General features: G+C 70.4%; 26 protein-coding genes. 22 read left to right on the top strand and 4 right to left on the bottom strand.

Annotated features, from left to right (window positions below; genetic code table 11):
* Positions 1 to 124: 124 nt before the first annotated feature.
* Positions 125 to 781 carry a response regulator transcription factor gene (locus IWX89_RS16745; RefSeq protein ID WP_196904667.1) on the top strand — a complete coding sequence of 219 codons (657 nt, stop codon included), beginning with the start codon at positions 125 to 127 and terminating at the stop codon, positions 779 to 781.
* Between the two features lie 36 nt (positions 782 to 817).
* Here IWX89_RS16745 and IWX89_RS16740 read toward each other — a convergent pair whose 3' ends face one another.
* Together IWX89_RS16740 and IWX89_RS16735 are read right to left on the bottom strand one after the other, a co-directional pair.
* The gene (locus IWX89_RS16740) at positions 818 to 1330 is read right to left on the bottom strand and encodes a hypothetical protein (protein WP_196904666.1); all 513 of its coding nucleotides are present in this window, start codon (positions 1328 to 1330) and stop codon (positions 818 to 820) included.
* A gap of 134 nt (positions 1331 to 1464) precedes the next feature.
* Positions 1465 to 2022, bottom strand: a complete 558-nt coding sequence (locus IWX89_RS16735) for a hypothetical protein (RefSeq protein ID WP_196904665.1) — start codon at positions 2020 to 2022, stop codon at positions 1465 to 1467.
* 258 nt (positions 2023 to 2280) lie between these two features.
* Here IWX89_RS16735 and IWX89_RS16730 point away from each other — a divergent pair, with 258 nt between their 5' ends.
* The 8 genes from IWX89_RS16730 to IWX89_RS16695 are packed head-to-tail and all read left to right on the top strand — an operon-like array spanning position 2281 to position 10362.
* Positions 2281 to 3462, top strand: a complete 1182-nt coding sequence (locus tag IWX89_RS16730; protein ID WP_196904664.1) for a 4-hydroxybenzoate 3-monooxygenase — start codon at positions 2281 to 2283, stop codon at positions 3460 to 3462.
* A gap of 37 nt (positions 3463 to 3499) precedes the next feature.
* Positions 3500 to 4327 carry a protocatechuate 3,4-dioxygenase subunit beta gene (gene pcaH / locus IWX89_RS16725; protein ID WP_196904663.1) on the top strand — a complete coding sequence of 276 codons (828 nt, stop codon included), beginning with the start codon at positions 3500 to 3502 and terminating at the stop codon, positions 4325 to 4327.
* Positions 4320 to 4913 (top strand): protocatechuate 3,4-dioxygenase subunit alpha, encoded by a 594-nt coding sequence (pcaG, locus tag IWX89_RS16720; protein WP_196904662.1) that lies wholly within the window; start codon positions 4320 to 4322, stop codon positions 4911 to 4913. The genes pcaH and pcaG overlap by 8 nt, the downstream gene beginning before the upstream one ends.
* Positions 4906 to 6375 (top strand): lyase family protein, encoded by a 1470-nt coding sequence (locus IWX89_RS16715; protein ID WP_196904661.1) that lies wholly within the window; start codon positions 4906 to 4908, stop codon positions 6373 to 6375. The genes pcaG and IWX89_RS16715 overlap by 8 nt, the downstream gene beginning before the upstream one ends.
* A complete protein-coding gene (gene pcaC, locus IWX89_RS16710) occupies positions 6372 to 7613 on the top strand; it encodes a 4-carboxymuconolactone decarboxylase (RefSeq protein WP_196904660.1) in 1242 nt (413 codons plus the stop codon). Before IWX89_RS16715 ends, pcaC begins: the two co-directional genes overlap by 4 nt.
* Positions 7614 to 7644: 31 nt before the next feature.
* Positions 7645 to 8472, top strand: a complete 828-nt coding sequence (locus IWX89_RS16705; RefSeq protein WP_196904659.1) for a CoA transferase subunit A — start codon at positions 7645 to 7647, stop codon at positions 8470 to 8472.
* A 1-nt stretch (position 8473) separates the two neighbouring features.
* Positions 8474 to 9154, top strand: a complete 681-nt coding sequence (locus IWX89_RS16700; RefSeq protein WP_196904658.1) for a CoA transferase subunit B — start codon at positions 8474 to 8476, stop codon at positions 9152 to 9154.
* The gene (locus tag IWX89_RS16695) at positions 9151 to 10362 is read left to right on the top strand and encodes an acetyl-CoA C-acetyltransferase (protein ID WP_196904657.1); all 1212 of its coding nucleotides are present in this window, start codon (positions 9151 to 9153) and stop codon (positions 10360 to 10362) included. The genes IWX89_RS16700 and IWX89_RS16695 overlap by 4 nt, the downstream gene beginning before the upstream one ends.
* A gap of 29 nt (positions 10363 to 10391) precedes the next feature.
* Here IWX89_RS16695 and IWX89_RS16690 read toward each other — a convergent pair whose 3' ends face one another.
* Positions 10392 to 11405: a hypothetical protein gene (locus tag IWX89_RS16690; protein ID WP_196904656.1), complete on the bottom strand. Its 1014-nt coding sequence runs from the start codon at positions 11403 to 11405 to the stop codon at positions 10392 to 10394.
* 131 nt (positions 11406 to 11536) lie between these two features.
* Here IWX89_RS16690 and IWX89_RS16685 point away from each other — a divergent pair, with 131 nt between their 5' ends.
* From IWX89_RS16685 to IWX89_RS16650, 8 genes are all read left to right on the top strand, one after another.
* Positions 11537 to 11995, top strand: coding sequence for a molybdenum cofactor biosynthesis protein MoaE (locus tag IWX89_RS16685; RefSeq protein WP_307836608.1), 459 nt, complete (start codon positions 11537 to 11539; stop codon positions 11993 to 11995).
* Positions 11996 to 12083: 88 nt separating this feature from the next.
* A complete protein-coding gene (locus tag IWX89_RS16680) occupies positions 12084 to 12410 on the top strand; it encodes a DUF2249 domain-containing protein (RefSeq protein WP_196904655.1) in 327 nt (108 codons plus the stop codon).
* 30 nt (positions 12411 to 12440) lie between these two features.
* Entirely contained in the window at positions 12441 to 13580 is a 1140-nt protein-coding gene (locus IWX89_RS16675) for a hypothetical protein (protein WP_307836607.1), read from the top strand.
* Positions 13577 to 16186: a multicopper oxidase domain-containing protein gene (locus IWX89_RS16670; RefSeq protein WP_196904654.1), complete on the top strand. Its 2610-nt coding sequence runs from the start codon at positions 13577 to 13579 to the stop codon at positions 16184 to 16186. Before IWX89_RS16675 ends, IWX89_RS16670 begins: the two co-directional genes overlap by 4 nt.
* Before the next feature lie 298 nt (positions 16187 to 16484).
* Positions 16485 to 18893, top strand: a complete 2409-nt coding sequence (locus tag IWX89_RS16665; RefSeq protein ID WP_307836606.1) for a cbb3-type cytochrome c oxidase subunit I — start codon at positions 16485 to 16487, stop codon at positions 18891 to 18893.
* A complete protein-coding gene (locus IWX89_RS16660) occupies positions 18890 to 19708 on the top strand; it encodes a hypothetical protein (protein ID WP_196904653.1) in 819 nt (272 codons plus the stop codon). The genes IWX89_RS16665 and IWX89_RS16660 overlap by 4 nt, the downstream gene beginning before the upstream one ends.
* The gene (locus IWX89_RS16655; RefSeq protein ID WP_196904652.1) at positions 19705 to 20514 is read left to right on the top strand and encodes a slipin family protein; all 810 of its coding nucleotides are present in this window, start codon (positions 19705 to 19707) and stop codon (positions 20512 to 20514) included. The genes IWX89_RS16660 and IWX89_RS16655 overlap by 4 nt, the downstream gene beginning before the upstream one ends.
* Positions 20507 to 20794: a hypothetical protein gene (locus IWX89_RS16650; protein ID WP_196904651.1), complete on the top strand. Its 288-nt coding sequence runs from the start codon at positions 20507 to 20509 to the stop codon at positions 20792 to 20794. Before IWX89_RS16655 ends, IWX89_RS16650 begins: the two co-directional genes overlap by 8 nt.
* 125 nt (positions 20795 to 20919) lie before the next feature.
* On the opposite strand, the gene IWX89_RS16645 is transcribed toward IWX89_RS16650, so the two are convergent.
* Positions 20920 to 22098, bottom strand: a complete 1179-nt coding sequence (locus IWX89_RS16645; RefSeq protein WP_307836605.1) for a TIGR04053 family radical SAM/SPASM domain-containing protein — start codon at positions 22096 to 22098, stop codon at positions 20920 to 20922.
* 165 nt (positions 22099 to 22263) lie between these two features.
* On the opposite strand from IWX89_RS16645, the gene IWX89_RS16640 reads away from it, so the two are divergent.
* From IWX89_RS16640 to IWX89_RS16620, 5 genes are read left to right on the top strand one after another with little or no spacing between them, the layout of a single operon-like run.
* Complete coding sequence (locus IWX89_RS16640; RefSeq protein WP_196904650.1) at positions 22264 to 22977, top strand: metalloregulator ArsR/SmtB family transcription factor; 714 nt, start codon at positions 22264 to 22266, stop codon at positions 22975 to 22977.
* Positions 22974 to 23723, top strand: coding sequence for a Crp/Fnr family transcriptional regulator (locus tag IWX89_RS16635; protein ID WP_307836604.1), 750 nt, complete (start codon positions 22974 to 22976; stop codon positions 23721 to 23723). The genes IWX89_RS16640 and IWX89_RS16635 overlap by 4 nt, the downstream gene beginning before the upstream one ends.
* A 45-nt stretch (positions 23724 to 23768) precedes the next feature.
* Positions 23769 to 24017, top strand: coding sequence for a heavy-metal-associated domain-containing protein (locus tag IWX89_RS16630; RefSeq protein WP_196904649.1), 249 nt, complete (start codon positions 23769 to 23771; stop codon positions 24015 to 24017).
* Between the two features lie 28 nt (positions 24018 to 24045).
* Positions 24046 to 25989: a cation-translocating P-type ATPase gene (locus IWX89_RS16625; protein WP_196904671.1), complete on the top strand. Its 1944-nt coding sequence runs from the start codon at positions 24046 to 24048 to the stop codon at positions 25987 to 25989.
* A complete protein-coding gene (locus IWX89_RS16620; protein WP_196904648.1) occupies positions 25986 to 26663 on the top strand; it encodes a metalloregulator ArsR/SmtB family transcription factor in 678 nt (225 codons plus the stop codon). Before IWX89_RS16625 ends, IWX89_RS16620 begins: the two co-directional genes overlap by 4 nt.
* Positions 26664 to 26687 lie beyond the last annotated feature (24 nt).

Raw genomic sequence — 26687 nt, 5'->3', positions numbered from 1 at the left:
AACCAAGCAGGGCCGAACCAAGCAGGGCCGAACCAAGCAGGGCCGAACCAAGCAGGGCCGAACCAAGCAGGGCCGAACCAAGCAGGGCCGAACCAGGCCGGGCCGAACCGATGGAGACAACGCTGTGAGCCGAATCCTGATCGCCGAAGACGAACTGCGCATCGCGTCCTTCGTGGAGAAGGGGCTGGCCGCGGCCGGCTTCACCACCGTGACGGTGGGAAAAGGCACCGACGCCCTCGAGTTTGCGCTGACCGGCGGTTTCGACCTGCTCGTGCTCGATATCGGGCTGCCGGGCCTCGACGGCCACGAGGTGCTCCGCCGGTTGCGGGAACAGAAGTCGGTGCTGCCCGTGATCGTGCTCACGGCCAGGGACTCGGCCGAGGACACCCTGGCGAGCCTGCAGGGCGGGGCGAATGACTACATGGCGAAACCGTTCCGGTTCGACGAGCTGCTCGCGCGCATCCGGCTTCGCATGACGGATGCCGCGCCCGCGACGCAGCCCGACCTCGCGGTCGAGGGCCTTCGGCTCGATCTGCGCACGCGGCGGGCGCAGGTCGGGGACCGCCAGGTCGATCTCTCGGCCCGGGAGTTCGCGCTGGCCGAGGAGTTCCTGCGCAACCCCGACCAGGTGCTGAGCCGGGAGCAGCTCCTCAGCCGGGTCTGGGGTTACGATTTCGACCCCGGCTCGAACATCGTCGACGTCTACGTCGGGTACCTGCGGGCGAAGTTCGGCGCGGAGCGGATCGAAACGGTCAGAGGAATGGGCTACCGGCTGCGCTGAGCCGGTAGCCCATTCCCTGGTGCGGAGGAGTTGCGGCTAGTCGTCGCTGCCGTGACCTGAGGAGCCGTGGTCGTCGTTGCCCGAGTCCGTGCTGCCGGACTTGTCTCTGCCGTGCCCCGAGTCGCCGTGGTCGTCGTTCACGTCGTGGGTCGCCGGAACGGCCGGGGTGGCCGGGGTCGCCGCGTGGTCGTCGCCGTCCTCGTGGTGGGCCGGGGTTGCCGGGACGGCCGGGGTGGCGGCGTGTTCGGCGCTCTCGTGCTCGGCGTCTTCGCCGGCTTCGTGCGTGGCCGCGTCATCGTCGCTGACGTGGACCTCGGGAGTGGCGGTGCTGTCGTCGCTCGGGGCATCGGTGCCGTTGTCGTCAGCGACATCGTGGGTGGCCGGATCGTCGACCGAGTTGTCGTCTACCGTCACGCTCGACATGGGCGTCGTGGCGGGGTCGACGCCGTGACCGGGGTCGGCCTGGGCGGCGACGATGCCGATCGACATCAGGCCGGCGAGACCGAGGGAGGCAAGGACGATGGAGCGCTTTTTCGTCATCTTCAACATGAACGGGCCTTTCGTTGGCGCCGGGTGAGCCGGCGGCTGGAAGCTGGAGGAATCTTGATACGTCCTCACTCTCAGGTGCCGGGATAAGGCGTAAACGAGAGATCGGTGAGAGGTCTCTTAGGTTTGCGAGGACGTCAGCCCTTGCCGCCGGACGTGCCGCTCCCGGAGCTGCCATTGCCGGAGCTGCCACTGCCGGAGCTGCCACTGCCGGAACTGCCGCTGGAACCGCTCTTGCCGTCGCTGCCGCTCGTGCCGCCCTCGTGACCCGCGTCGTCCTTCGAGGCGTCGCTGCCGCCGTGGTCGTCGACAACGACCGGTGCCGGCGCCGGAATGAGCTCGGGCTCCGGTTCTGCCCCGGGCGAGGATGAGCCTGAGCCGGACGACGAACCCGATCCGGACGAGGAACCCGGGTCTTCGCCCGGCGTGCCCGGCAGCTCGGCCGGACCGGACGTCCCTGCGGGCGCCGGTGCGCCCACTGGTGCGCCGGCGGCCGGCCCCGTGCGGAGCTCCACGGTCACCGCCGGCACCTCGAGGACCCGGCCGGGCTGGTCCGCGAGGGCGAGGGCGCTCACCATCGAGGCCGCGGCAGCCGCCGCGACCAGGATTCCCAGCCCGCCGCCGACGAAGAACAGCGCGCGGCGGCGGAGGCGCCGGGCGGGACGGATGCCGGGTGTCGGTGTGTTCTCGCTCATTGTGTCCTCCACGGGTCGGCACGCACCTCGGCAGGCCGGGGTCAGTGGCTGAGCGCAAGTCTGGGCTGATCCTATGAGAAGCCGGCAAGGCACGCATGAGAAAGTTCTTATCCGGCGCCGCTCTGGGACCGGCGGGGAATGCGGCCTGGCCCGGCCGGCCCAGGCATTGCCTTCCACTGAGTGAAAACACCTGCCACCGAAGGCCGGTCGACGCCGCATGATGAGGCCATCACCTGTCATCGTCGCTAGGAGAAACCCGTGTCGCCAGAAAACACCCGTGTCGCCATTATCGGTGCCGGCCCCGCAGGGCTTCTCCTCAGCTGGGCGCTGCGCGATGCCGGAATCGACTCGATCGTGGTCGAGAACCGCTCGCAGGAGTACGTGCTGGCCCGCATCCGTGCCGGTGTGCTGGAGCAGAGCGCGGTGGAGACCCTCACCCGGCTCGGCCTCGGCGATCGCCTCGCCGCCGAGGGGCTCGAGCACGACGGCATTTACCTGCAATTCGCGGGAGAGCGCCACAACATCGACTTCAACAAGCTGATCGGCCGCACCGTCACGGTCTACGGACAGCAGGAGGTCGTCAAAGACCTGATCAAGGCTCACACCGACGCCGGCTCGACGATCTACTACGAGGCGGCGGATGTCTCGGTGCACGACGTGGAGTCGACCTCGCCCCGGGTGACCTTCCGCCACGACGGCGAGACCCACGAGGTCACGGCCGACTTCATCGTCGGCGCCGACGGCTTCCATGGCGTCTGCCGCGCCTCCATCCCCCCGAAAGCGCTCACCCTGTACGACCGCAGCTACCCGTTCGCCTGGCTGGGCATCCTCGCCGACGTGCCGCCCTCGACCGACGAACTGATCTACGCGCTGCACGAGGACGGTTTCGCCATGCACTCCATGCGCTCACCCCAGGTCTCCCGGCTCTACCTGCAGGTCGACACGGCGGACTCGATCGACCAGTGGCCGGACGAGCGCATCTGGGAGGCGCTGCAGACCCGGCTCGGCGTTCCCGGCTGGACCCTGCACGAGGGTGCCGTCACCGACAAGTCGATCACCCCGATGCGCAGCTTCGTCGCGTCCCGGCTCTCCTACGGCACCATGTTCCTGGCCGGGGACGCCGGCCACATCGTGCCGCCCACCGGCGCTAAGGGACTGAACTCGGCCATCGCCGACGTCGTGTTGCTCGGCGCCGCCCTGGTCAGCCACTACGCCGGCAACGACGCACCGCTGGCCGGCTACGGGGAGGCGGCCCTCCGCCGCCAGTGGAAGGTGCAACAGTTCTCGCAGTCGATGACCGAGATGCTGCACCGCAACCCGGGTGACCTGCAGTCGGACGCGTTCGACTACCGCAGCCAGCTCGGTCGCCTCGACTACCTCACCGGGTCGCAGCTCGCCCAGCGCGAACTCGCCGAGCAGTACACCGGTCTGCCGTTCTAACCGCCCGCCCAGCCGACTCCCGAGAGGATTCACCGTCATGACAGATGAGACAGCGCCGGCCCCGGCCGTGCACCCCCTGGCCGGCCAGGCGCCGACGCAGGCCTCCCAGGCCGAGATCTCCGACGAGATCCGGGCGATCGAGGCGGAGGCGCGCGCCCGGGTGGCAGACGGCGGCAAGCCGGAACTCCACCCGCGCCGCAACTACCCGCCCTACCGCAGTTCCATCCTGCGCCATCCCACCCACGCCCTCGTGCGGGTCGACCCGGAGGAGGTCGAACGCGTCTCGCCGGCCTTCGGGCACACCGACGTCAACCCGCTCGAGAGCGACCTCACCATCCAGCACAACGCGGAACCGCTCGGCGAACGGATCACCGTCTCCGGCCGCGTGCTCGACGGTGAGGGCCGCCCGGTGCGCCACCAGCTGGTCGAGATCTGGCAGGCCAATGCCGGCGGGCGCTATGTGCACAAGCGCGACCAGCACCCGGCCCCGCTCGACCCGAACTTCACCGGCGTCGGCCGAGTGATCACGGGGGACAACGGCGAATACTCGTTCACGACGATCAAGCCCGGCCCCTACCCGTGGCGCAACCACCTGAACGCCTGGCGGCCGGCGCACGTCCACTTCTCCCTCTTCGGTACCGCGTTCACGCAGCGGCTGGTCACCCAGATGTACTTCCCGGGCGACCCGCTCTTCGCGCTCGACCCGATCTACCAGTCGATCACCGACCCGGCCGCCCGCGCGCGCCTGGTCGGCAGCTACGAGCACGAGCTGAGCGTGCCGGAATGGTCGCTCGGCTACCGCTGGGATATCGTTTTGACCGGCCCCAAGTCCACCTGGATGGAGAGCGAAGAAGCCCATGACTGATACGTCCACTGAGCAGCCGGCACCGGAATACGTCCAGACGCCGGCCCAGACGGTCGGGCCGTTCTACGGCTTCGCGCTGCCCTACGAGCGGGGCCCCGAACTCGTGCCCGGCCACCACCCGCACGCGATCCGGCTGCACGGCACCGTGACGGACGGCGCCGGCGAGCCGGTCCCCGACGCGATCCTCGAGATCTGGCAGGCCGACGAGAACGGTGTGCTCAGCCGCGAGCAGGGTGCGCTCGACCGCGACGGCTTCACCTTCACCGGATTCGGCCGGGCGGCCGTCAACCTCGCCGGGCATTACACCTTCACCACGGTGAAACCGGGCCCGGTCGGTGACGCCGCCCCGTACATCGTCGTGACGGTGTTCGCTCGCGGACTGATCCACCACCTCTTCACCCGGGCCTACTTCCCGGAGGATGCCGCGGCGCACGCCGGCGACACCGTGCTCGGCGCCGTGCCGGCCGAGCGCAGGCACACCCTGGTCGCCGTCGCCGACGGCACGCCGGGCGGCGCCGCCTCCTACCGGTTCGACGTGCACCTGCAGGGCGACGCGGAGACCGTCTTCCTGGACTTCGATGCCTGATCCGTCCGGGACGGACCGGTTCTTCGATGTGGGACTGCTGGACCCGCTCGGCCAGGGCAGCCGCGCGGCCGAGCTGACCGGCGATTCCGCCTGGCTGCAGGCGATGGTCGACACCGAACTCGCGCTCACCCGGGCACTGGTGGACGCCGGGCTGGCCCCCGGGTGGATGGGCGCCGTCTGCGACGACCTCGCCGACGCCGGCCGGCTCGACCTCGCCGCGATCGCCGCCGAGGGACAGGGCGGCGGCAACCCCGTCATCCCGCTCGTGAAGCACCTCGCCGCCGCCGCCGAGTCCCTGCGGACCGGCGCCTCCGACCACCTCCACGTCGGTGCGACCAGCCAGGACATCCTCGACACCGCCGCGATGCTCGTCGCCCACCGGGTGACCGGAGAGATCAGCGCCCGGCTCGGCGAGTACGCGGCCACCCTCGCCGCACTGGCCGACACCCACCGCGGCACGGCCATGGCCGGCCGCACCCTCGGCCAGCACGCCTCGCCGACCAGCTTCGGCTTCGTCGTCGCCGGCTGGCTCGACATGGCTCTGACCGCGATCGAAACCATCGACAGGCTGCGTGACCGGCTGCCCGTGCAGCTCGGCGGCGCCGTCGGCAACCTCGCCGTGCTGCACCAGATCGCGGCCCTCCGCGGCGCCGGGGACCCGGCGCACACCGTGGACCTGGTCCTGCAGCGTTTCGCGGCGGGGCTCGGCCTGTCGGCGCCGTCCATCGCCTGGCACACCAACCGGCTCCCGATCGTCGACCTCGCCGCCGGGCTCGCCGCCGCGACCGGGACCGTGGGCGCCTTCGCCCTCGACGTGACCGTGCTCGCCCGCACCGAGATCGCCGAGGTCGGCGAGCGCCTCGGCCAGGGCCAGGGCGGATCCTCCGCCATGCCGCACAAGCGCAACCCGGTCACCGCCGTATTGATCACTGCCGCCGCCCGGCAGACCCCCGGCCTCGTCGCGACGCTGTTCGGCAGCCTGCTCGCCGAGGACCAGCGCCCCAGCGGCGCCTGGCACGCCGAATGGCCGGCGCTGCGCGGGCTCGAACGGCTCACCGTCGCCGCGGTGGCCGGCGGCGCCGCACTCGCGGGCCGCCTCGACGTCGACCCCGAACGGATGCTCGCCAACCTCGAGATCACCGACGGGCTCGTCTGCAGCGAACGGGTCACCACGCTCCTGGCCGAGGCGCTCGGCAAGACGGCGGCCTTCGCCCTCGTGCAGCGGGCCTCGGCGGAGACCTTCCGCACGAACCGTCCGCTGCGGGTGGTGCTGTCCGGCCTGCTCTCCGCCGACGGCCATGACGAACAACTCCGGGCGGGAGTCTGGGCGGCCTTCGACCTCGACCCGGCCCAGGGTGGCCCCGGCATCGACCGGGTGCTGGACCGATTCCGGGGCGCCACCCACGACCCGAATCCCGACGCGTTCCCCTCCACCGAAGCAGTGAGGACCTCCGCACCATGACCCAGCCCAGCATCCGTTGCACACTCGAACCGGTCAGCGGCGCCCCCGGTGCCGCCCTGGTCGTGCTCGGCCCGTCGCTGGGCACCACGACCGCCCTCTGGGACGAGGTGGCCGCGCGGCTCGCCGAGGGCTTCCGGGTGCTCCGCTTCGACCTGCCCGGCCATGGCTTCAGCCCCGCTGCCCGCGACCCGTTCAGCATCGCCGAACTGGCGGATGCCGTGGTCGCCCTGGTCGACTCGGTCGGCGGGGGAGCATTCCACTACGCCGGCGTCTCCCTCGGCGGCACGATCGGGCTCGAACTCGCGCTCCGCCACCCCGACCGGCTGCTCAGCCTCGCCGTGATCTGCTCCGGCGCCCGGATCGGAACCCCGGACGGCTGGCGGGAACGCGCCGCGCAGATCCGCGCGAGCGGCACCCCCTCCGTCATCGCGGGCAGCGCCGACCGCTGGTTCGCCCCCGGCTTCCTCGACCGCGACCCCGCCGCCGGCTCCGCGGCCCTCGAGAGGCTGCTCGACGTCGACGACGAGTCGTACGCGCTCGCCTGCGAAGCGCTCGCCGGGTTCGACCTCACCGACCGGGTGGCCGGCATCCGGGTGCCCACCCTGTGCGTGGCCGGCGAACTCGACCAGGTCACCCCGCTCGCACTGCTCGCCGACCTGGGCGCGCGCATCCCCGGCGCCCGCCTCGCCACGGTCGACGGCGCCGCGCACCTTCCCTCGCTCGAGCGGCCGGTCGAGGTGGCAGCCCTCCTCGCGGCGCACCTCGCCGATCGCGAACCGGCCGAGGCTCCCGCCCGCACCACCGCCGACGTCTACCGGGCCGGGATGACCGTGCGCAAGGCGGTGCTGGGCGAGGCTTACGTCGACGCCGCGACGGCGAAGATCACCCCCGAAACCGCCGACTTCCAGGACTTCATCACCCGTTACGCCTGGGGCGAGGTCTGGACCAGGCCGGGGCTCGACCGGCGCACCCGCAGCTTCCTCACCATCGCCTGCCTGGTCACCGGCGGCCACGAGCAGGAACTCGCCCTGCACGTGCGAGCCGCCCTGACCAACGGGCTCAGCCGGGCCGAGATCGGCGAGGCCATCCTGCACACGGCGATCTACGCCGGGGTGCCGGCCGCGAACTCCGCGCTGGCCGTGGCCAGGGAGGTCTTCGAGGTGCTGGACGCCGAGGCGGATGCCGCCCCGGGTGCAGCCACGGATGCCGCCTCCCAGGTACCGACCGACCGACCCTGAACGACCGAACCGACAGTCGAAGGACGATTCCATGGACAAGAGCTTTTCCTCCGCCGCGGCCGCCGTCGCGGACATCCCCGACGGGGCGTCGCTCGCCGTCGGCGGTTTCGGGCTGGTCGGCGTGCCGATCGTGCTGATCCGGGCGCTCCTCGCGCAGGGCACCGCCGACCTGCGGGTCGTGTCGAACAACTGCGGCGTCGACGGCTGGGGTCTCGGCGAGTTGCTGCGGGAGGGACGGATCAGCCGGGTGATCGCCTCCTACATCGGCGAGAACAAGGACTTCGCCCGCCGCTACCTCGGCGGTGAGCTGGAGGTCGAACTGACCCCGCAGGGCACCCTGGCCGAGCGTCTCCGGGCCGGCGGCAGCGGCATCCCGGCCTTCTTCACCGCCAGCGGCGTCGGCACCATGGTCGCCGAGGGCGGGCTGCCCTGGCGCTACGGACCCGACGGCGAGGTGACCGTGAAGTCCCCGCCCAAGGAGACCCGGGTCTTCTCCTCGCTCGGCGGTCCGAAGGAATATGTGCTTGAGGAGGCCATCGTCACCGACTATGCGCTCGTGCGCGCCGCCCGCGGCGACCGGCACGGCAATCTCGTCTTCGAGAAGTCGGCCCGCAACTTCAACCCGGTCGCCGGGATGGCCGGCCGGATCACCATCGCCGAGGTCGATGAACTGGTCGAACCGGGGGAGCTGGACCCCGACGCGATCCACCTCGCCGGCATCTACGTCGACCGCATCGTCGAGCTGAGCCCGGCCGAGGCCAGGGACCTGCCGATCGAGAAGACGACCACCCGGCCGCGGCCGGCCGCCGCGGCATCCGCTGCCGTGGCGCCCGCCGGCACCGACGGAAAGGACAGTTGAGATGCCGTTGACCCGGAACGAGATGGCCGCCCGCGCCGCGCAGGAGCTCGCCCCCGACAGCTATGTGAACCTCGGGATCGGGCTGCCGACGCTGATCCCCAACTTCCTGCCCGACGGGGTGCACGTCATCCTGCACTCCGAGAACGGGGTGCTCGGCGTCGGCCCGTACCCGTGGGAGGGCGAGGAGGACCCCAAGCTGATCAACGCGGGCAAGGAGACCATCACGGTCAATCCCGGCGCAAGCTACTTCGACTCCGCGCAGAGCTTCGGCATGATCCGCGGCGGTCTGATCGACGTGGCCGTGCTCGGCGCGATGCAGGTCTCCGCGGCCGGCGACATCGCCAACTGGGCCGTACCGGGCAAGATGATCAAGGGGATGGGCGGCGCGATGGACCTCGTGCACGGCGCCGACACCGTGATCGTGGTGATGGAGCACACCGCGAAGAACGGCGACTTCAAGATCGTCACCGAGTGCACCCTGCCGCTGACCGGGAGGAAGGTCGTCACCCGCATCATCACCGACCTCGCCGTGATCGACGTGACCCCGGAGGGGCTCGTGCTGCGCGAAATCGCCCCCGGCCTCACCGTCGCCGACGTGCAGGCCGCCACCGAGGTGCCGCTCCTCGTGCCGGCCGAACCGGCGACCATCCGCACGATCCTCTCCGAAGGGGCAGCCTCATGAGGGACGTCGTGATCTGCGAACCGCTGCGCACGCCGATCGGCCGGTTCGGCGGGGTGTTCGCGGCCGTCGCCCCGGCCGACCTCGCCGCGACCGTCATCGCGGCGCTGCTCGCCCGCACCGGCATCGACGGTTCAGTCGTCGACGACGTCATCCTCGGCCAGGGCTACCCGACCGCCGAGGCCGCCTCGGTCGCGCGGGTCGCCGCCCTCAACGCCGGACTGCCCGTCACCGTCGGCGGGGTGCAGGTCGACCGCCGCTGCGGCTCCGGCCTGCAGGCCGTCCTCGACGCGGCCATGCAGGTGCAGACCGGGATCAGCGACCTCGTCATCGCCGGCGGCGTCGAATCGATGAGCCAGGCCCCGTTCTACACCGTCGACTCCCGCTTCGGCGTCGGCGGCGGCCCGGGGATCCTGCTGCGCGACGCGCTCAGCCGCGGCCGAGAGACGGCAGGCGGCCGCAACTTCCCGGTGCCCGGCGGCATGATCGAGACCGCCGAGAACCTGCGCCGCGAGTACTCGATCGGGCGCACCGAACAGGACGAGCTCGCCCTCAGATCGCAGCAGCGGGCATCCGCCGCCGTGGCCGACGGCCGGTTCGCCGACGAGATCGTGCCGGTCACGGTGCCCGGCCGCAAGGGCCCGACCGTCGTCTCCGCCGACGAGACGCCCCGCGCCGACGCCAGCCTCGCCGCCCTCGCCGCACTGCGCCCGATCCTGCTTCCGACAGATGCCGGCGCCACCGTGACCGCGGGCAATGCCAGCGGCCAGAACGACGCGGCTGCCGCCTGCATCGTGACCACCCCCGAGCGGGCGGCCGAGCTCGGCCTCGTTCCGCTCGTGCGCCTGGTGACCTGGGCCAGGGCCGGCGTCGAACCGTCCCGGATGGGCATCGGCCCCGTGCCGGCGACCCGCAAGGCGCTCCAGCGAGCCGGCCTGACCCTCGCCGAGATGGACCTGATCGAACTCAACGAGGCCTTCGCCGCGCAGGTGCTCGCGGTCAGCCGGGAATGGGCGTTCACCGACGCCGACTGGGACCGCACCAACGTGAACGGCTCGGGCATCTCGCTCGGCCACCCCGTCGGCGCGACCGGTGCCCGCATCCTGGCCACCGCCGCCCGGCACCTGCACCGCACCGGCGGGCGCTACCTCCTCGAAACCATGTGCATCGGCGGCGGCCAGGGCCTCGCCGCGATCTTCGAACGCGTGTAGCGGAGGCGCAGGCGGAGCAGGCGGGCGGGCTACCGGACGCGGGCGGCCGGCAGGACGGCCCCGCCCCGCAGCGAGGCGGCGTGGGCGCGCACCAGGACGTTCACCGAGCGCACCGCGATGCTGCCGATCAGCACCGTGACGACGACAAGGACGAGGTAGCCCCAGGCCTGCCGTGCAGGGGCATCCGCGAGGTCCAGCCAGTGCAGGGCATACGTTCCGCTGGACGCGGCCGTGAACGTGAACGCCCAGAAGCCCAGTGTGAACGAGAGCCGCCAGTAGGTGACGATCATGGCCAATTGCACGGCGATGAGCAGCACGAAGGTGCCCAGGAGCAGGTGCTGCGCGGTGTCGAGCCGGCCGCCGTTGGCCGCGAACCAGGCGTTGCCGGCCACGGCGGGCGGGGCGGAGAAGATCGCGAACGTCGGGAGGAGCACGGTGGGCAGCGGCGGGCGGAACGCCATCCGGGCCAGGATGACCGGGCCGAGAAGGAGCCAGAACAGCAGGCCCACGCCGATGCCGGCGACGGCGGCCACCGGCCAGCCCAGGCTGCCGGCCGACTGGCCCGCAATCAGGAAGGCGGCGACGGTGGGCAGGAGATAGCCCGAGTGAACCGCGTCGACATCGCGGGCGCCCGCGGTCAGCCCGGCCACGAATCGCGCGCCGAGGACGAGCACCAGGCCGATGCAGGCGACGACGAGCAGCCGTCCGGCGAGCGGAAAGGAGGCGGCGAAATGGGTGCCGATGAGCATCCCCGTCGTCGGTGCCAGCGAGGCGAACGGGCCCTGCACCGGGTCGTCGAGGTCGCGGAGTACCCGGCCGCCGTGGTTGCGGCTGCGCACGAGGTAGTTGCCGATGGCCGCGATCCAGACGACGGCCGCAAGGAGCCAGAGGGCATCCCCGATGCAGGCGGGGGTGCCCAGGGTGGCGCCGGCCATCGTCCAGGTGCCGGCGAGGCCGGAGAGGCCGAACGGGATGCCCAGGCTGGTCAGGGGAGCGCGGCCGGTGGTGGTCACCCGTCGGAACGACCAGGATCGTGCGGTCACAGCTGCGGCTCCTCGACTTGTCCGGCCGCGCATCCGACTGGTTCGCGGCCACTGACGATGCTACGGGAACGCCGGCCGTCCCGGCCGCGGCAGGCGGCCGTCAAGCGCCCGGCCGGGCGTACTCTGGTCCTGTGGATTCAGGACAATCGATCGAACCGGCCCCCGCGGCAGTGCGGATCAACGAGGTCACGGGTGAGCCGCTCGACCTCCCGGCGCACGTGGCCGCCGTGTCGACCGGCTCGTGCGGAGCCGTGGTCACCTTCATCGGCCAGGTGCGCGACCATGACCCCGACGCCGCCGGCCAGGTCACCGGGCTCGACTACAGCGCGCATCCGGATGCCGGGCGCATCCTGGCCGGGATCGCCGACCGGTTCCGCGCCGAATTCCCCCACGTCAACCTCGCGGTCAGCCACCGGATCGGCCACCTCGACGTCGGCGACCTCGCCCTGGTCGCCGCCGCCGCGAGCGCCCACCGCGGCGTGGCATTCGAGGCCTGCGAACGCCTGGTCGAAGCCGTCAAGGCCGAGGTTCCGATCTGGAAGAAGCAATACGAGGTCGACGGTTCGCACGCCTGGGTCGGGCTGGCCTGAGCGGGCCGGCGGCGCATCCAGTTATTAAAAGTACGTGTATCCTCTAAAATAGAGTCGTGGCAATGCCACGCCGACAAGGAGGACCATCATGACCGCCGAGCCCATCACCCTGAGCGACCTGCGCCCCGGACACCCGGAAGCCGCCGCTACGCCGGGGCACAACTGCCAGTGCGGCCACGATGACGCCGAGACGATCGTGCTCGACGGCCGCACGATTCCGCACGCGGTACGCCACGCGGCCATCTTCGGTGCGCTCGAGGCGATCCAGCTCGGTTTCGCGCTCGACCTGATTGCCCCGCACGACCCGCTGCCGCTGATCGCTCAGTTGGAGAAGGCCCGTCCGGGCGCTTTCGCGGTGTCCTATGTCGAACGCGGGCCTGAGGCCTGGCAGGTGCGTTTCACCCGCGTCGCCTAGCCACCCGCCTTCTCTCAACCGGACACCACAGTGACACGCTCCACCCTCGCACCGACGGATGCCGCACGCCCCGCACGCCGGGCAGGCGCGGCCGCCCCGCGGCGCACCGCCGGCCGGCTGGCCCTGCTGCTCGCCGGCGGGATCGCCCTGCTGGCCGGGCTCGACGGCGCCCTGCTGCTGCTCGGGCTGCCCGCGCCGATCATGAGCGCGCGCCTGGCCGATGTGCACGGCCCGCTGGTGGTCTTCGGCTTTGTCGGAACGGTCGTGGTGCTCGAGCGGGCCGTCGCCGTGCGGAAGAAATGGGCCTTCCTGGCCCCGGCCCTGCTCGGCGCGGGAGGGCTGGCCCTGCTCTCGCCGCTGCCGCTTCCGGTCGGCCAGCTCTGCTTCGTCGCCGGCTCGGTCGCGCTGCTGCCGATCTACCGGGTGATCTGGCGCCGGGCGCCCTCCACCTCCACCGCGGTGCAGTCCCTCGGAGCGATGCTCGGCCTGATGGCCGCCGTGCTCTGGTCGGCCGGGGTTCCCGTTCCGCACCTGGTCCCGGCGATGACGCTCTACCTCGTGCTCACCATCGCGGGGGAGCGACTCGAACTGGCCCGGATCTCACCCTCGGTCGATGAACGCGCAGAGACCTGGCTGCTGGGGGTGTCCCTCGCGCTGGTAGCCGGCGCCGTGGTCGCGCTGTTCTGGCCGCCGATCGGTTACCCGCTGCTCGGGACCGGATCGCTGGGTCTCGTCGCCTGGCTGCTCCGGCACGACGTGGCGACCCGGCTCATCCGTTCGCGCGGCCTGCCCCGGTACATGGCCGCCTGTCTGCTGGCCGGCTATGGCTGGCTGGTCGTCGCCGGCGGCTGCTGGCTCATTCTCGGCCCGAGCTTCTCGGGGCCGGCCTACGACGCCGTGCTGCACGCGGTGTTCCTCGGTTTCGTGATGTCGATGATCATGGCGCACGCCCCGACGATCCTGCCCGCGGTGCTGCGCCGGCCGCTGCCCTATCGCGCGGTGATGTACGCCCCGGCGGCGCTGCTGCACGCATCACTCCTGGCCCGCATCATCGGCGATGCCCGCGGCGTGCCCGGGCTGGTGGAGTGGGGCGGCGTGTTCAACATCGTGGCCGTGCTCTCCTTCGTGCTCGTCGCCGTGGTGTCGGTGCTGCGGGGAGCCTCCCGATGAGCCGCAGGCTCTGGCACATCCTCACCGGCGCCCTCGTCCCGGCCTGGCTCTTCCTCACCCTTGTCGCCGTGCTCATCCACCGATTCCTCCCCGTGGCTCCCTGGCTGATGGTGCACCTGCTGCTGCTCGGTGCCGTCAGCAGCGCCATCCTGATCTGGAGCCAGCACTTCGCCGACACCCTGCTCCGGCGCCAGGCCATCGGCGGGCGCACCTCACTCGGCGCCCGGCTCGCGGCGCACACCATCGGGGCGATCCTCGTGATCACCGGCATCGTCGGCGGATGGTGGCCGGTGGTGCTGGCCGGCGGCATCCTGGTCGGCGGCAACGCACTCGCCCACGCGGCGATCCTGCTGGCCCAGTCGCGGGGGGCGCTGCCGGCCCGCTTCGCGCCGCTCGTGCGCTACTACATGGCCGCCGGCGTCGCGCTGGCGCTCGGGGTGACGGCGGGCGTGCTGATGGCGCGCACCGACGAGGGCGAACCATTCGAGCGGCTCTTCATCGCGCACATCGGCCTCAACCTGCTCGGCTGGGTCGGGCTGACCGTGGTCGGCACGGTCGCCCTGCTCTGGCCGACCGTGCTGCACGCGCGGGTGCAGAGCACCCGGGCCGCGGCTCGCGGAACCCTGACCGTGTTCATCGCCGGGCTCATCCTGCTCGGGGCCGGCTGCCTGGCCGACCTGCGCCTGGTCACCGCGCTCGGCGTCGCCGTCTACCTGGTCGGCCTCGGGCTGGTCCTGGTCGAGGTCGTGCGCCTCGGACGCGCCTCCCCGGCGGTGACCTTCGCCGGCTGGAGCCTCGGCGCGGCCCTGGCCTGGTTCGTCCTCTGTGTGCTCGGCTTCGGGCTGCTCGTCGCCCTCGCCTCCAGCTGGGTCGGCGCGGCGGACCGGCTCGAGCAGCTCGTGCCCGTCTTCGCGGTCGGCTTGGCCGCCCAGATCCTGCTCGGCGCTTTGAGCTACCTGCTGCCCGTCGTGCTCGGCGGCGGCCCCCGGGTGGCGAAGGCCACCGCGCGCGAGCTCGATCGCGGCGGGCTGTTCCGGGTGATCGTGACGAACCTGGGTCTGGTCCTCTATCTGCTCCCGGTCACCAGCCCGGTCAAGGTCGCTCTCTCCCTCCTCGTCGTCGGTACCCTCGCCTCCTTCCTCGTTCACATGACCCGTGCCATGAAGGTGAACCGGCGGCTGCGGGCGGATGCCGTCCCGCCGGTCCCCGGCAGGCCTGGCCCGGCCGAGACCACACCACCCCCGCGACGCACCGGGGCCGTCCTCGCAGCGACCGCCGCACTGCTCCTCTCCGTCACCGGCGGGGTGGCCCTCGACCCCGCGGCCGTCGGCCTCGCCGGCGCCGCGGCATCCGTGCCGTCGACCGGGCACACGACCACCGTCAATGTGGTGATGAAGAACACCCGGTTCACCCCGGACACCGTCAGGGTGCCCGTCGGCGACACCCTCGTGCTCCGCCTGAGCAACGCCGACCACATGGTGCACAACCTCGTCCTCGAGAACGGTGTCGTTTCGGGCTCGGTCGCCCCCGGGACCGCCACGACGATCGATGTCGGCGTCGTCGGCGCCGACATCGACGGGTGGTGTTCGATCGCCGGGCACAAGCTCCTCGGCATGGTGCTGGACGTCGTGGCGGTCGGCGCCCCCGCACCGCGCACCGCGGACGGGGCGGCGAAGGGACAGGGGGCGATGGATCATTCCTCGCCGGGCGCACCGTCGGCGGCCGAGGACCTCGACCTGATGAAGGCGCCTGCTGCCTCGTTCGCCGCCCGGGACGCAACCCTGCAGCCGGCGCCCGCCGGCACGGTGCACACCCTCACCATGACGGTGAAGAACGTGGAGACCGAGGTGTCACCCGGGGTACGCCAGACCCTGTGGACCTACAACGGCACGGCACCAGGGCCCACCCTGCACGGCCGGGTCGGCGACGTGTTCGACATCACCTTCGTCAACGACGGCACGATGGACCACTCGATCGACTTCCACGCCGGTGCGCTCGCCGCCGACAAACCGATGCGCAGCATCCGGCCGGGGGAGAGCCTGTCCTACCGTTTCACCGCCACCCGCTCGGGCATCTGGCTCTACCACTGCTCGACCATGCCCATGTCCGTGCACATCGCCAATGGGATGTTCGGCGCGGTGATCATCGACCCGCCCGGCCTCGCCGCGGTCGACAAGGAATACGTGCTGGTGCAGTCGGAGCTCTACCTCGGCGCGCAGGGCGGGGAGGCCGACTCCGACCGGGTGGTGACCCAGAAACCCGACCTCGTGGTTTTCAACGGCTACGCCAACCAGTACACGTCCCGGCCGCTCACGGCCAGGGCCGGCGAGAAAGTGCGCGTCTGGGTGCTCGACGCCGGTCCCAATGTCGGCAGCTCGTTCCACGTCGTCGGCGGACAGTTCGACACCGTCTTCGCCGAGGGGGACTATCTCCTCCGCGACGGCGGCAGCACCGGCACGGGCGGCTCCCAGGTGCTCGACCTCGGCGTCGCGCAGGGCGGATTCGTCGAGCTCAGCTTCCCCGAGGCCGGGCACTACCCCTTCGTCAGCCACATCATGTCCGACGCCGAGAAGGGCGCTCGCGGTGTCTTCACCGTGCTGCCGTGATCTTGCCCGAAATTCGCTGGGAAAACCTCGGTTGCGGCGTGTCGCACCGGTTCCTGAAATAATCGCGCCGGGGGAACGATCGATCGATTCCCCTGCGGAATGTCCCTCTCGCCTGCATCTTTCGGTGCGGAACGGGCGACGCGAGCGGCTCTCAATCGCATTTAAGATGAGGATCATAATTTCTAAATTGTGGTAGCTTTCAACCACCCCGCGTGACCCATCCGGGGGAGGAAACCCGGCCACGCCGATTCGGCAGCCACGGTGACCTTGAACCACGCAACATGGAAAGGGGCCCACCGTGGTCCGATTGAAATCCAGTGCACAGAACCTGCGTTCGGAGTTGATGGTTTCCAAGGGGTGGTTGCAGGGCGTCGCCCTGGTGATGATCTTCGGTTTCGCCGTGATGGGGTTCCTGGCGGCGATGACCTATACCGATTCGATGCCCCAGCCGAAGCAGGTCGTCGACGAGCAGGGCGCGGTCCTCTTCAGCGGCGCCGAGATCACTGCCGGCCAGCAGACGTTCGTGGCACGCGGCCTCCAGGAATACGGCTCCATCGTCGGGCACGGCGGCTATCTCGGGCCCGACTACACCGCCGACTACCTGCGACGCTCCGCAACCTTCGTGCTGGACGCCCTCACCGAATCCGGCATCCAGGACCCGCACGGAGCGCTCGTCGAGATGATGCGCACAAACCGCTACGACCCTGCGACGGGAAACCTGGTCTTCACCGACCTGCAGGTCAAGGCGTTCGACTCCGTGCAGCAGCACTACGCGGACTTCTTCGGCACCCCGACCACGAAGAACGGCCTGCTGCCGAGCGTGATCACCGACCCCGCGGACATCCACAACCTGACCGCGTTCATCGCGTGGACCTCCTGGGGTGCCTCCGCTGACCGGCCGGGGCACGACTACTCCTACACCAACAACTGGCCCGCCGAGCCCCTCGTCGACAACGGCCCGACGGCCGACATCATCGTCTGGAGCGGGCTGTCCCTGATCTCCCTGATGGTCGCCCTCGGCGCGCTCTTCGCCCTCTATGGGCGCTGGAGCAAGAGAATGGGCTGGCAGCACGGCGAGGAAACCCCGCCGCTCTCATTCCGCCAGCCCGGGACGGTCAAGGTGACGCCGGCCCAGTCTGCGACCGCCTGGTTCTTCCTCGTGGTCGCGCTGATGTTCCTCGCGCAGGCGTTCCTCGGCGCCGCCGTCGAGCACTACCGGGTCGACCTGGAAGGCTTCTTCGGGCTGGACCTGGCCCAGCTGCTGCCGATCAACCTCGCCCGCACCTGGCACGTCCAGCTCTCGCTGCTCTGGACCGCCGCCTCCTTCCTCGCCGCCGGCATCTTCCTGGCCCCGTACATCTCGGGCCACGAACCGAAGCGGCAGCACTGGCTCGCCTATGCGCTGCTCGGCGCCCTGGCTCTCGTCGTGGCCGGGTCACTGACCGGTGAGGCCCTGAGCATCTTCGGATTCCAGGCCGGCAAGGACTCGCCGTTCTGGGGCATGCAGTGGGAGTACATCGACCTGCCGAAGTTCTGGCAGGGTCTGCTCACCGTGGGACTCTTCCTCTGGATCGCGATCATCTACCGGGGCATCCGCGCCCGACTGAAGAGCGAACACCGCTTCAACCTGCCGTGGCTGTTCTTCTACTCCGGTCTCGCCATCCCGGCGTTCTACGCCGTCGGCATGCTCGCCGGCACCGAGGTCACCTTGAGCGTCGCCGAGTTCTGGCGCTTCTGGGTCGTGCACCTCTGGGTGGAGGACTTCCTCGAACTGTTCACCACCGTGATGGTGGCCTACATCTTCGTCATGCTCGGTGTGGTGCACCGCAAGATCGCGATGCAGATCATCCTGCTCGACGTGATCTTGTATTCGGCCGGTGGAATCCTCGGCACCATGCACCACCTGTACTTCTCGGGCACGCCGGTCGAGCACATGGCGCTCGGCGCGTTCTTCTCCGCGCTGGAGGTCATCCCGCTGACCTTCCTGACCGTGGAGGCCTGGAGCTTCCTCCAGCTGGGGGCGCGGCAGCAGTCGCGCAGCTCTGCTCCGTTCCCGCACCGGTGGTCGGTCATGTTCCTGGTGGCCGTCGGCTTCTGGAACTTCCTCGGCGCCGGCGTGTTCGGCTTCCTGATCAACCTGCCGATCGTTTCCTACTACGAGATCGGCACGGCGCTCACGGCCAACCACGCCCACGCCTCCATGATGGGCGTCTACGGGATGATGGGGGTCGGCCTGTCGCTGTTCGCCCTGCGCTATCTGATTCCCGCCGACCGGTGGCCGGACAGGCTGGCGAAGATCTCGTTCTGGTCGCTCAACATTGGGCTGGCCTGGATGACCTTCGCGACCCTCCTGCCGCTCGGCGTGCTGCAACTGTGGCACTCCGTCAGCGACGGCTATTTCGAGGCCCGCAGCATGAACTTCATCACCGGGCCCGGCAACACCGTACTCGAGTGGCTGCGGATGCCCGGAGACCTGGTCTTCATCTTCGGCGGCGTGGTCCCGTTCGTCTGGATCGCGTGGCTCGGTGTGCGCTACCGGATCAAGGGAACGACCCAGGACGTGCCCATGGAGGCACTGTTCGTCGAGGCGCAGCCGGTACCGGCATTCGGCGCCGAGGACCCGGCACCGGATGCCGGCTACGGGACGGGCTACCGGCCGCGCGCCGCAGACGAGGGTGACGGGACCGGCAGGATCGGGGGCGCATGATGCGACCGATCGATCCTGAGGTCTGGTTCGCGCTGGCCTATGGCGGCTTTCTGCTGCTCGTCGCGCACGTGCTGGACGTCCTCGCCCGGCGCACGGCGACCAGCACGAGCAACGCGCGCTCCGGCGGGTTCAGCTACCACGAAGACCACGACGCCTGGACGTGTTCGGAGGACCAGTGGCTGTGGCCGATCTCTTTCGACCCCGACAACCGGGTGACCCGCTACCGCGCGTCGCCCACGGTCTGCAACCCGTGCCCGGTGAAGCACAACTGCACCACGGGCCACTCCGGCCGGGAGGTCGTGCGCAACATCGACTCCTGGCCCAGTTCGGAAGCGGAGCGTTTCCACCGCGGCATCGCCTGCGCCGTGGTGGTGCTCGGGTTCGTGTGGCCACTGGCCGTCATGCTCCAGGGGCGAAGCCTCCTGGAACTCGCGGTGCTCGGATCGGCATCGGCGGCAATCGCAGCGGGAAGCTGGCCGCTCTGGTCCCACCTGCGCCGCGCCCCGGCAAGATTCCCCGACCATCTCAAGTCCGAGGGCCTCGACGAGAGCGTCGCGGCCCGGGCGGTCACGGCGGCGGCCGAACTCGCCCGGCAGGGCGGCTACGGCAGCATCCGGAAGACCGGACCCCGGCCAGTGCGGATCGAACCCTATGCGAGCTCCCGGCCGGCGCCGGAAGTCGATTCCGACCCAGGCACGACGAAAGGAAACACCGTGCGCGCCTCATTCTCGGCCCGATGGGCCGAACTCGAGAAGGAAGCAGACCCGGGCGGCACGTCACCCGGCGACGGCTGGACCAGACGGGTCAACCCATGACGGCCTGGCTGATCGGGCTCGTCATCCTCGTGGTGCTCGTGGCCGTCTGGCTGCTCGCATCCTTCAAGATCCTGCAGGAGTACGAACGCGGCGTCACCTTCCGTTTCGGTCGTCTTCGGCCGGTGCTGGAACCCGGTGTGCAGATGATCTTCCCCGGCATCGACAAGATGGTGCGGGTCGACCTCCGGATCGTCACGCTGACGATCCCGCCGCAGGACGTCATCACCAAGGACAACGTGCCGGCAAGGGTCAACGCGGTGGTGCTCTTCCAGGTCACCGATCCGGTCCGGTCGGTGATGACGGTCGAGAACCATGCCGTCGCCACCTCGCAGATGTCGCAGACCACTCTGCGCTCCGTGGTAGGCCGCGCCGACCTGGACACGCTCCTGGCGCACCGGGCCGACCTGAACGAGGACCTCGCCCGCAGCATCAACGCCCAGACCGAACCCTGGGGGGTGCAGGTCAAGGTCGTCGAGATCAAGGACGTCGAGATCCCCCAGGCCATGCAGCGGGCCATGGCGCGGGAGGCCGAGGCCGAACGCGAGCGCCGAGCCAAGATCATCAACGCTCACGGGGAGCTGCAGGCATCGGAGGAACTCGGCCAGGCGGCGGAGATCCTCAGCCGCAACCCGGCCTCGCTCCAGCTCCGCTACCTGCAGACCCTGCTCGAACTCGGTGCCGACCACAACTCGACCGTGGTCTTCCCGTTGCCGATGGACATCATCGGCCCGTTCCTGAACAAGGTCCCGCAGTGGCTCGACCAGAACGCCACCAACCAGAAAGCGGATGTGAAGACCCATGACTGACACCTCGGCACGGAACGTCCCGCGCAGGGAGACCGCGGCCGCTGCGCCTGCAGACCGCTCCCGCTGCATCCGCTGGATGCTCATCGGCGCCTTCGTGGGCATCTTCGGCCCCATCGCCGGCTTCCTGGGCGGCACCATCGTCGACGCCGACCAACTCATCGGCGGCCTCGAACCGTTGTTCGTCTGGCTCTTCCTCGGAATGATGGTCGGGGGAGTGGGCGTCTGCATCGGCATCATCGGCGCCCTGCGCTGGGTGAAGGGCAACCACCACCTGGAGTGATCTGCCGCGTCAGTGAGCGTCCACGACGTCCACCAGGATGCGTGAACGACGAAGCGCCCGGCCGGGTACCCGGCCGGGCGCTTCGTCGTGTGGCCGATGTCGTGTCGTCAGGCCGACGGTCCGGCTCAGGCAGCCGGGGCGGCCAGGGCTGGGGTGCGCCCCGTGGCGGGCTGATAGCCGCAGCTGGGGTCCTCGGCGAGGGGGTCCCCGGTGACCGCATAGGCGTGCGACCGGGAGCCGCCGCACACGGTGCGGAATTCGCAGTGACCGCACCGGCCGCCGAATAGATCGGGAGTGCGCAGCTCCTGGAGTAGCTGCGCCTCCCGATAGATCTCCGGGAAGGGCCGCTCGTGCACGGAGCCGACGGAGACGGGCAGGAACCCGCTCGGATAGACGAGCCCGACATGGTCGACGAAGGCGAACCCACGACCGGAGTTGACGTCGATCGGGGGCCGGGGCATCCGTCGCCGGGGCTCATCGCCGGTGAGCAGACGCGCCGTGGCCTCCCGCAGGGCGGCGCGCAGCGGACCGACCGGGAACGCCGAGTCGAGGTCGACCACGCCGGCACGCTGCAGGGCGATGCGCCGGTAGTGCGGCGCCTCAGTCGTCTTGATCGCGACCAGGTCGGAGACGTCGTGCAGCCAATGCAGCACTTCCTCCTCCTCGTCCGCGGTCAGGGCGTTCAGGAGTTTGCCGCGGCCCGTGGGCACGAGGAAGAAAACGCTCCAGAGGGTGGTGCCCAGCTCGAGCACAGTCTTCAGGATGCCCGGCAACTCATGCACGGTGTCGCGGGTCACGGTCGTGTTGATCTGCAGTCGGTAGCCCACGTCCCGCACCATCCTGGCCGCGACCATGGTGTCGTCGAAGACTCCGTTGACGCCCCGGAACGCATCGTGGGTGGCGGCGGATGCGCCGTCGAGCGAGAGCGAGACCGCCTTGGCACCGGCGTCGTGGAGTTCGACCAGCACCTCCCGGGTGAGGCGCGGAGTGACCGAGGGGGAGAGGGCCATGCTCAGGCCGAGGGACGCGCCGTGGGCGACCAGCTCGGGCAGGTCGGGCCGTTCGAATGGGTCGCCGCCGGTCAGCACGACCAGCGGCCGCGGAGTGCCGAACGAGGCCAGGTCGTCGAGCAGTCTGCAGCCCTGCTCGGTGCTCAATTCGAACGGGTTCCGGCTGCGGATGGCGTCGGCCCGGCAGTGCGTGCAGACGAGCTGGCAGGCGCGGGTGACCTCCCAGATGACGATGAAGGGGCGTTCGCCGGCGTCGTGGTGCATGAGCCGGATCGGGCGTTTTGCTGGTGACACGGTCACGGATGTCCTCTGCTCTGGGCCGGCCGGAAGAGGTCGGCGTTGGTGTGCGGAGGAGAAATGGGTGGTGTCTGGCGCGTCGGGGTCTCCTGACAGGTCGGCGCCAGGGGCGGAATCCCGCCCTCATTTGTTTTTACCATACTTATAGGGAAAACTAATTCCATGCCGACAGAAGCGATCGATCCGCGCACCCACGCCGTGCTGTCCGGGATCAGCCGGGTGGCCGTCCTCGAGGTCGTGCGGGCCGGTACCGAGCCGCTGGACGCTACGGCCATCGCCGGTCAGGTGGGGCTGCACCCCAACACGGTGCGATCCCACCTCGACCGGCTGGTGGCGGTCGGGCTCGTGCAGGAGGCCGCCGAGGCGCGCGTGAGACCCGGACGGCCCCGGCTGCTCTACAGCGCGACGGCGCCGGTAGACGATGCCCCCGAGGACTCTTACCGTCTGTTGGCCGGCATCCTCGCGGGTGGCCTGGCGGGGAGCGCTCCGTCGGGGGTCGAAGCCGCGGTGGCCGCGGGGCGTCGCTGGGGTAGCAGGCTTGCCCCGGCGGCACCGTTGCCCCTCGATGCGGGCGCGTCGACCCGGCGCATCGTCGAGATTCTCGGCGAGGTCGGCTTCTCGCCGAAGGTCGGTGAGCAGCGACCGGCGCCGGAGGCCGACGTCAACGCAGGTTCGCACGTCGTGATCGAACTCCACCGCTGCCCGTTCCTCGATGTGGCCAGGGACCACCCCGACATCGTGTGTTCGGTGCACCGCGGTCTCATGGAGGGAGCCCTCGAACGCCTGCACGCGCCCGGCGTCGGCGTGATCCTGGAACCGTTCGCGCGGCCCGGCGTGTGCCTCGCCCACCTCACCACCCCGGCGGCGAAGTCGTGACCGCGGCCCGGCGCACGGTCCCGCTGCGCAGCACCTGCTCGCAGCCGCATCCGTGCCCCTCCGCCATGCGGCTCGCCATCCTGGGCCAGATCCCGATCTTCCAGGACCTGTCGGCCGCCGAGCTGGCCGTCCTGGCCGAGCGGATGCTGTCCCTCTCCTGGGCTCCCGGCGACGCGCTGTTCACCGCGGGCGAACCGTCCACTCATGTGTTCGTGCTCGCGGCCGGCCAGGCGAAGGCGTTCCGTTCGACCTTGGCCGGGCAGGCCACGAGCCTCGACTTCCTCGGGCCGGGCGACGTGCTCGGCGGACTGACCGCGCTGGATGCCGGCCACTATGCCGAGACGGCAGTGGCGCTGGTCACCACCTGTGCGCTGCGCCTCGAAGTCCGCGCTTTCCGGGAGCTGCTGCTCGCGCACCCGCCGGTGGCCCTGCGCGTGCTCGATGACGTGACCGACCGGCTTCACCGGGCCAGGTCGATGGAGGCCGAGCAGGCCTCGGTCACGGTCATCACCCGGGTGGCGAGCACCCTGCTGCGCCTCGCCGACAAATTCGGCGTGCCGGGCGAGCCGGCCGGAACAACCCTGATCCAGCTGCCCCTGACCAGGGCCGACCTGGCCGCCATGACCGGCACGAGCGCCGAGTCGGTGTCCCGGTCCATGAGCGGACTACGCCGTGACGGGCTGATCGATTCGGGTCGCCGCTGGACCGCCGTGCTCGACCGGCCCGGCCTGGTTGCGGCAAAGTGACCGCCGTCATGGTCGTCGTCGACCCGCGTTCGTAGCGTTGTGGTCATGACAACAACCAGCCCCCTCACCTCCGCCTCCACCCACACGATCCTGCGCGCCAAAGGTTTCTCCTGCCCGTCCTGCGTCGCCAAGATCGAGAAGCAGATCGGCCGCCTCGCCGGGGTCACCGGCGTCACCGTCTTCTTCTCCTCCGCCCGGATCGAGATCGACCACGATCCGGCCGTCGTGAGCACGGATGCCCTGCTCGCCGCCGTCTCGAAGGCCGGCTACACCGCGCATCTGGCCGCGTTCTGATCGCCGACCGGGGAATGACATGCCCATCGTGAACACTCTGCGCCGCCTTGCCCGAGGGCGCTGGGCGGTGCCGATCGTCTCAGGCGCGCTCATCGGGGCGGCCTGGCTGCTCGGCTCCCTTCCGGTGCCTTCGCTCCTCGCCGACACGGCGATGACCGCGGCGTCCGTCGCCGCCGGCTTCCCGATCGTCCGAGCCGCCGGACGTGCGCTGCTCGCCCGGGTGATCGGAATCGATCTGCTCGTCACGGTGGCCGCTGTCGGCGCGATCGTGCTCGGCGAATACTGGGAGGCCGCCGCCGTGACCTTCCTCTTCTCGATCGGGCATGCCCTGGAAACGGCCACCCTCACTCGCACCCGCTCCGCCCTGACCGCCCTCGTGGCGCTGGCCCCTGACGTCGCCCTCGTCTCCCGGAACGGCGCGCAGCTCGAGGTCCCCGCCTCGACAGTCCTGGCAGGGGAGATCGTCCTGGTCAAGAACGGGGCGCGGGTTCCCGTCGACGGCACCGTGCAGCAGGGTGCCGGCACCCTCGACGAGGCCTCGATCACGGGCGAGTCGATCCCGGTCGAGAAGACGGCCGGCGACCGTGTCTTCGCCGGCACGACCTCGACCGGCGGATTCCTGCACGTGCTGGCGACCGAGGTCGGCGCGGAAACCACCCTGGCCCGGATCGTGCACCGGGTCGAAGAAGCGCAGGACGCGACCGCCCCGACGCAGGTCTTCATGGACCGGTTCTCGGCCTGGTACACCCCCGGCATCCTGGCGTCGGCCGTCGTGGTCTGGCTGCTGACCGGGGACGTTCTCCTGGCGCTCACCCTGCTCGTGATCGGCTGCCCGGGGGCACTGGTCATCTCGATCCCCGTCGCTGTCGTCGCCGGAATCGGCCGCGCGGCCCAATCCGGGATCCTGATCAAGGGCGGAGAGTTCCTCGAGACCGCCGCGAAGGTCACCGTCGTCGCGGTCGACAAGACCGGTACCCTCACCAGGGGCCGCCCCCGACTGACGGACGTCGTGGTGCTGGATCCGTCCCTGACCCGTGCACAGCTGCTCGGTTGGGCCGCGCGGGCCGAGGCCGGCTCCGAACATCCGCTGGCCGGCGCCATCATGCTCGCCGCGGCGCAGGAGGGCGTGGCGGGAGCTCCGGCGGCGCCGCTGCCGGAGGCGATCACCTCGGTGCCTGGGCAGGGCATCACCGCCACGGTTGCCGGCCGCACCGTGCTGATCGGCAACCCGGCCCTGCTCCGCGCCCAGTCGATCGGCGGGGCGGATGCGGCGACGGAGGTCGCCGCCGACCTCGCCGCCCGCGGGCGCACACCCCTGATCGTCGTGCTCGACCGCGTCGTCGCCGGAGTGCTTGCCGTGGCCGACGAGGTGCGTCCCGACGCCGCGGGCCTGGTGACGGCGCTGCGCGCGGCCGGGGTTCCCCGGGTCCTCATGCTCACCGGCGACGGTCCGCTCGTGGCTCAGGCCGTCGGCGCATCGGTCGGGATCGACCTGATCAGGTCGTCACTGTTGCCCGAAGACAAGGTCGACATCGTCAGGGCGCTCCGTCGATCCGGCCACGTCGTGGCCATGGTCGGCGACGGCGTCAATGACGCCCCGGCGCTGGCCGTCGCCGACGTCGGCATCGCCATGGGCGCGGCCGGATCGTTCGTTGCGATCGAGACCGCCGACATCGCCCTGATGGGTGACAACCTTGCCAGCCTCCCGGAGGCGATCGCACTGGCAAGGCGCACGGTGCGCACCATGCACCAGAACGTGGCTATCGCCCTGGTCGCCGTGGCACTGCTGCTGGCCGGGGTGCTGTTCGGCGGCGTGACCATGGCCGTGGGCATGCTCGTGCACGAGGCATCCGTGCTGATCGTCATCGTGAACGCGATGCGGCTGCTGCGCCCGGTGATGGCGGTCGCCGCGCCTGAGTCCGCCCCGACAGGTAGCGGTTCACCATCGGAAAAGGAGATGATTGCCCCATGACGTCGACTCACCCCGCGTCGAGCTACCGCACGCTCGCCTCGTTCAGCAGGATCCAACTGCTGTTCTTCCTGCAGCAGCGCGGAACCATGACGGTCGGTGACCTGGCCGAGGCCAGCGGGCTGCACCACAACACAACCCGGGAGCACCTGCACCGTTTGATCGGCGACGGTTTCGTCACCTGCACCCCCGAGAGCAAGGACTGCAAGGGGCGTCCCAGGATGCTCTACAGCGTCTCAGCCGGCCGGGCCGCCGGCGACGACCCCGTGCGGGCGCAGAAGGCCGAAGCCGCCGAACTCCGCGGCGACCAGGTACGCCGGATGCTGCGGGTCGAGGCCATCATCCACTCGCCCCTGCAACGGCAGCTGGACGCCCTCGACGACCACCTCGACGGATCCGGCTTCGACGCGCAGCTCGATGTCGACGGTGAGCACGTACACCTGCACGAATGCCCGTACATCGACATGGTCAGGCTGCATCCCGAGGTCTGCCGGGTGCATTTCGGACTGTTGAAGGGACTGCTCGAGGTGACCCGGGGTCCGCTGAGCGCGGATGCCCTGCATCCCCTCGTCGCGCCGAACACCTGCACCCTCGACCTGCACCGGTCCGAAGAGGAGCCGGTCGACGATTCCGACCCGGATCTGGCAATCATTTATCACGGTGTTTCCGGCTTGTAGACCTTTTTCGGGCCAGTGAGAGTG

The sequence above is a fragment of the Cryobacterium sp. MP_M3 genome (genome assembly GCF_015752155.1).
GTDB lineage: Bacteria > Actinomycetota > Actinomycetes > Actinomycetales > Microbacteriaceae > Cryobacterium.
This window is presented reverse-complemented; position numbering and strand designations above follow the sequence as displayed.

Bases quoted from the DNA above. Each gene is read 5' to 3' on its own strand.
- IWX89_RS16640 (WP_196904650.1), top strand. From the start codon at position 22,264: ATGCCGACAGAAGCGATCGATCCGCGCACCCACGCCGTGCTGTCCGGG.
- IWX89_RS16670 (WP_196904654.1), top strand. From the start codon at position 13,577: ATGAGCCGCAGGCTCTGGCACATCCTCACCGGCGCCCTCGTCCCGGCC.
- IWX89_RS16620 (WP_196904648.1), top strand. From the start codon at position 25,986: ATGACGTCGACTCACCCCGCGTCGAGCTACCGCACGCTCGCCTCGTTC.
- IWX89_RS16740 (WP_196904666.1), bottom strand. From the start codon at position 1,330: ATGTTGAAGATGACGAAAAAGCGCTCCATCGTCCTTGCCTCCCTCGGT.
- pcaG (WP_196904662.1), top strand. From the start codon at position 4,320: ATGACTGATACGTCCACTGAGCAGCCGGCACCGGAATACGTCCAGACG.
- IWX89_RS16700 (WP_196904658.1), top strand. From the start codon at position 8,474: ATGCCGTTGACCCGGAACGAGATGGCCGCCCGCGCCGCGCAGGAGCTC.
- pcaH (WP_196904663.1), top strand. From the start codon at position 3,500: ATGACAGATGAGACAGCGCCGGCCCCGGCCGTGCACCCCCTGGCCGGC.
- pcaC (WP_196904660.1), top strand. From the start codon at position 6,372: ATGACCCAGCCCAGCATCCGTTGCACACTCGAACCGGTCAGCGGCGCC.
- IWX89_RS16715 (WP_196904661.1), top strand. From the start codon at position 4,906: ATGCCTGATCCGTCCGGGACGGACCGGTTCTTCGATGTGGGACTGCTG.
- IWX89_RS16735 (WP_196904665.1), bottom strand. From the start codon at position 2,022: ATGAGCGAGAACACACCGACACCCGGCATCCGTCCCGCCCGGCGCCTC.
- IWX89_RS16695 (WP_196904657.1), top strand. From the start codon at position 9,151: ATGAGGGACGTCGTGATCTGCGAACCGCTGCGCACGCCGATCGGCCGG.
- IWX89_RS16650 (WP_196904651.1), top strand. From the start codon at position 20,507: ATGACTGACACCTCGGCACGGAACGTCCCGCGCAGGGAGACCGCGGCC.
- IWX89_RS16655 (WP_196904652.1), top strand. From the start codon at position 19,705: ATGACGGCCTGGCTGATCGGGCTCGTCATCCTCGTGGTGCTCGTGGCC.
- IWX89_RS16630 (WP_196904649.1), top strand. From the start codon at position 23,769: ATGACAACAACCAGCCCCCTCACCTCCGCCTCCACCCACACGATCCTG.
- IWX89_RS16660 (WP_196904653.1), top strand. From the start codon at position 18,890: ATGATGCGACCGATCGATCCTGAGGTCTGGTTCGCGCTGGCCTATGGC.
- IWX89_RS16705 (WP_196904659.1), top strand. From the start codon at position 7,645: ATGGACAAGAGCTTTTCCTCCGCCGCGGCCGCCGTCGCGGACATCCCC.
- IWX89_RS16680 (WP_196904655.1), top strand. From the start codon at position 12,084: ATGACCGCCGAGCCCATCACCCTGAGCGACCTGCGCCCCGGACACCCG.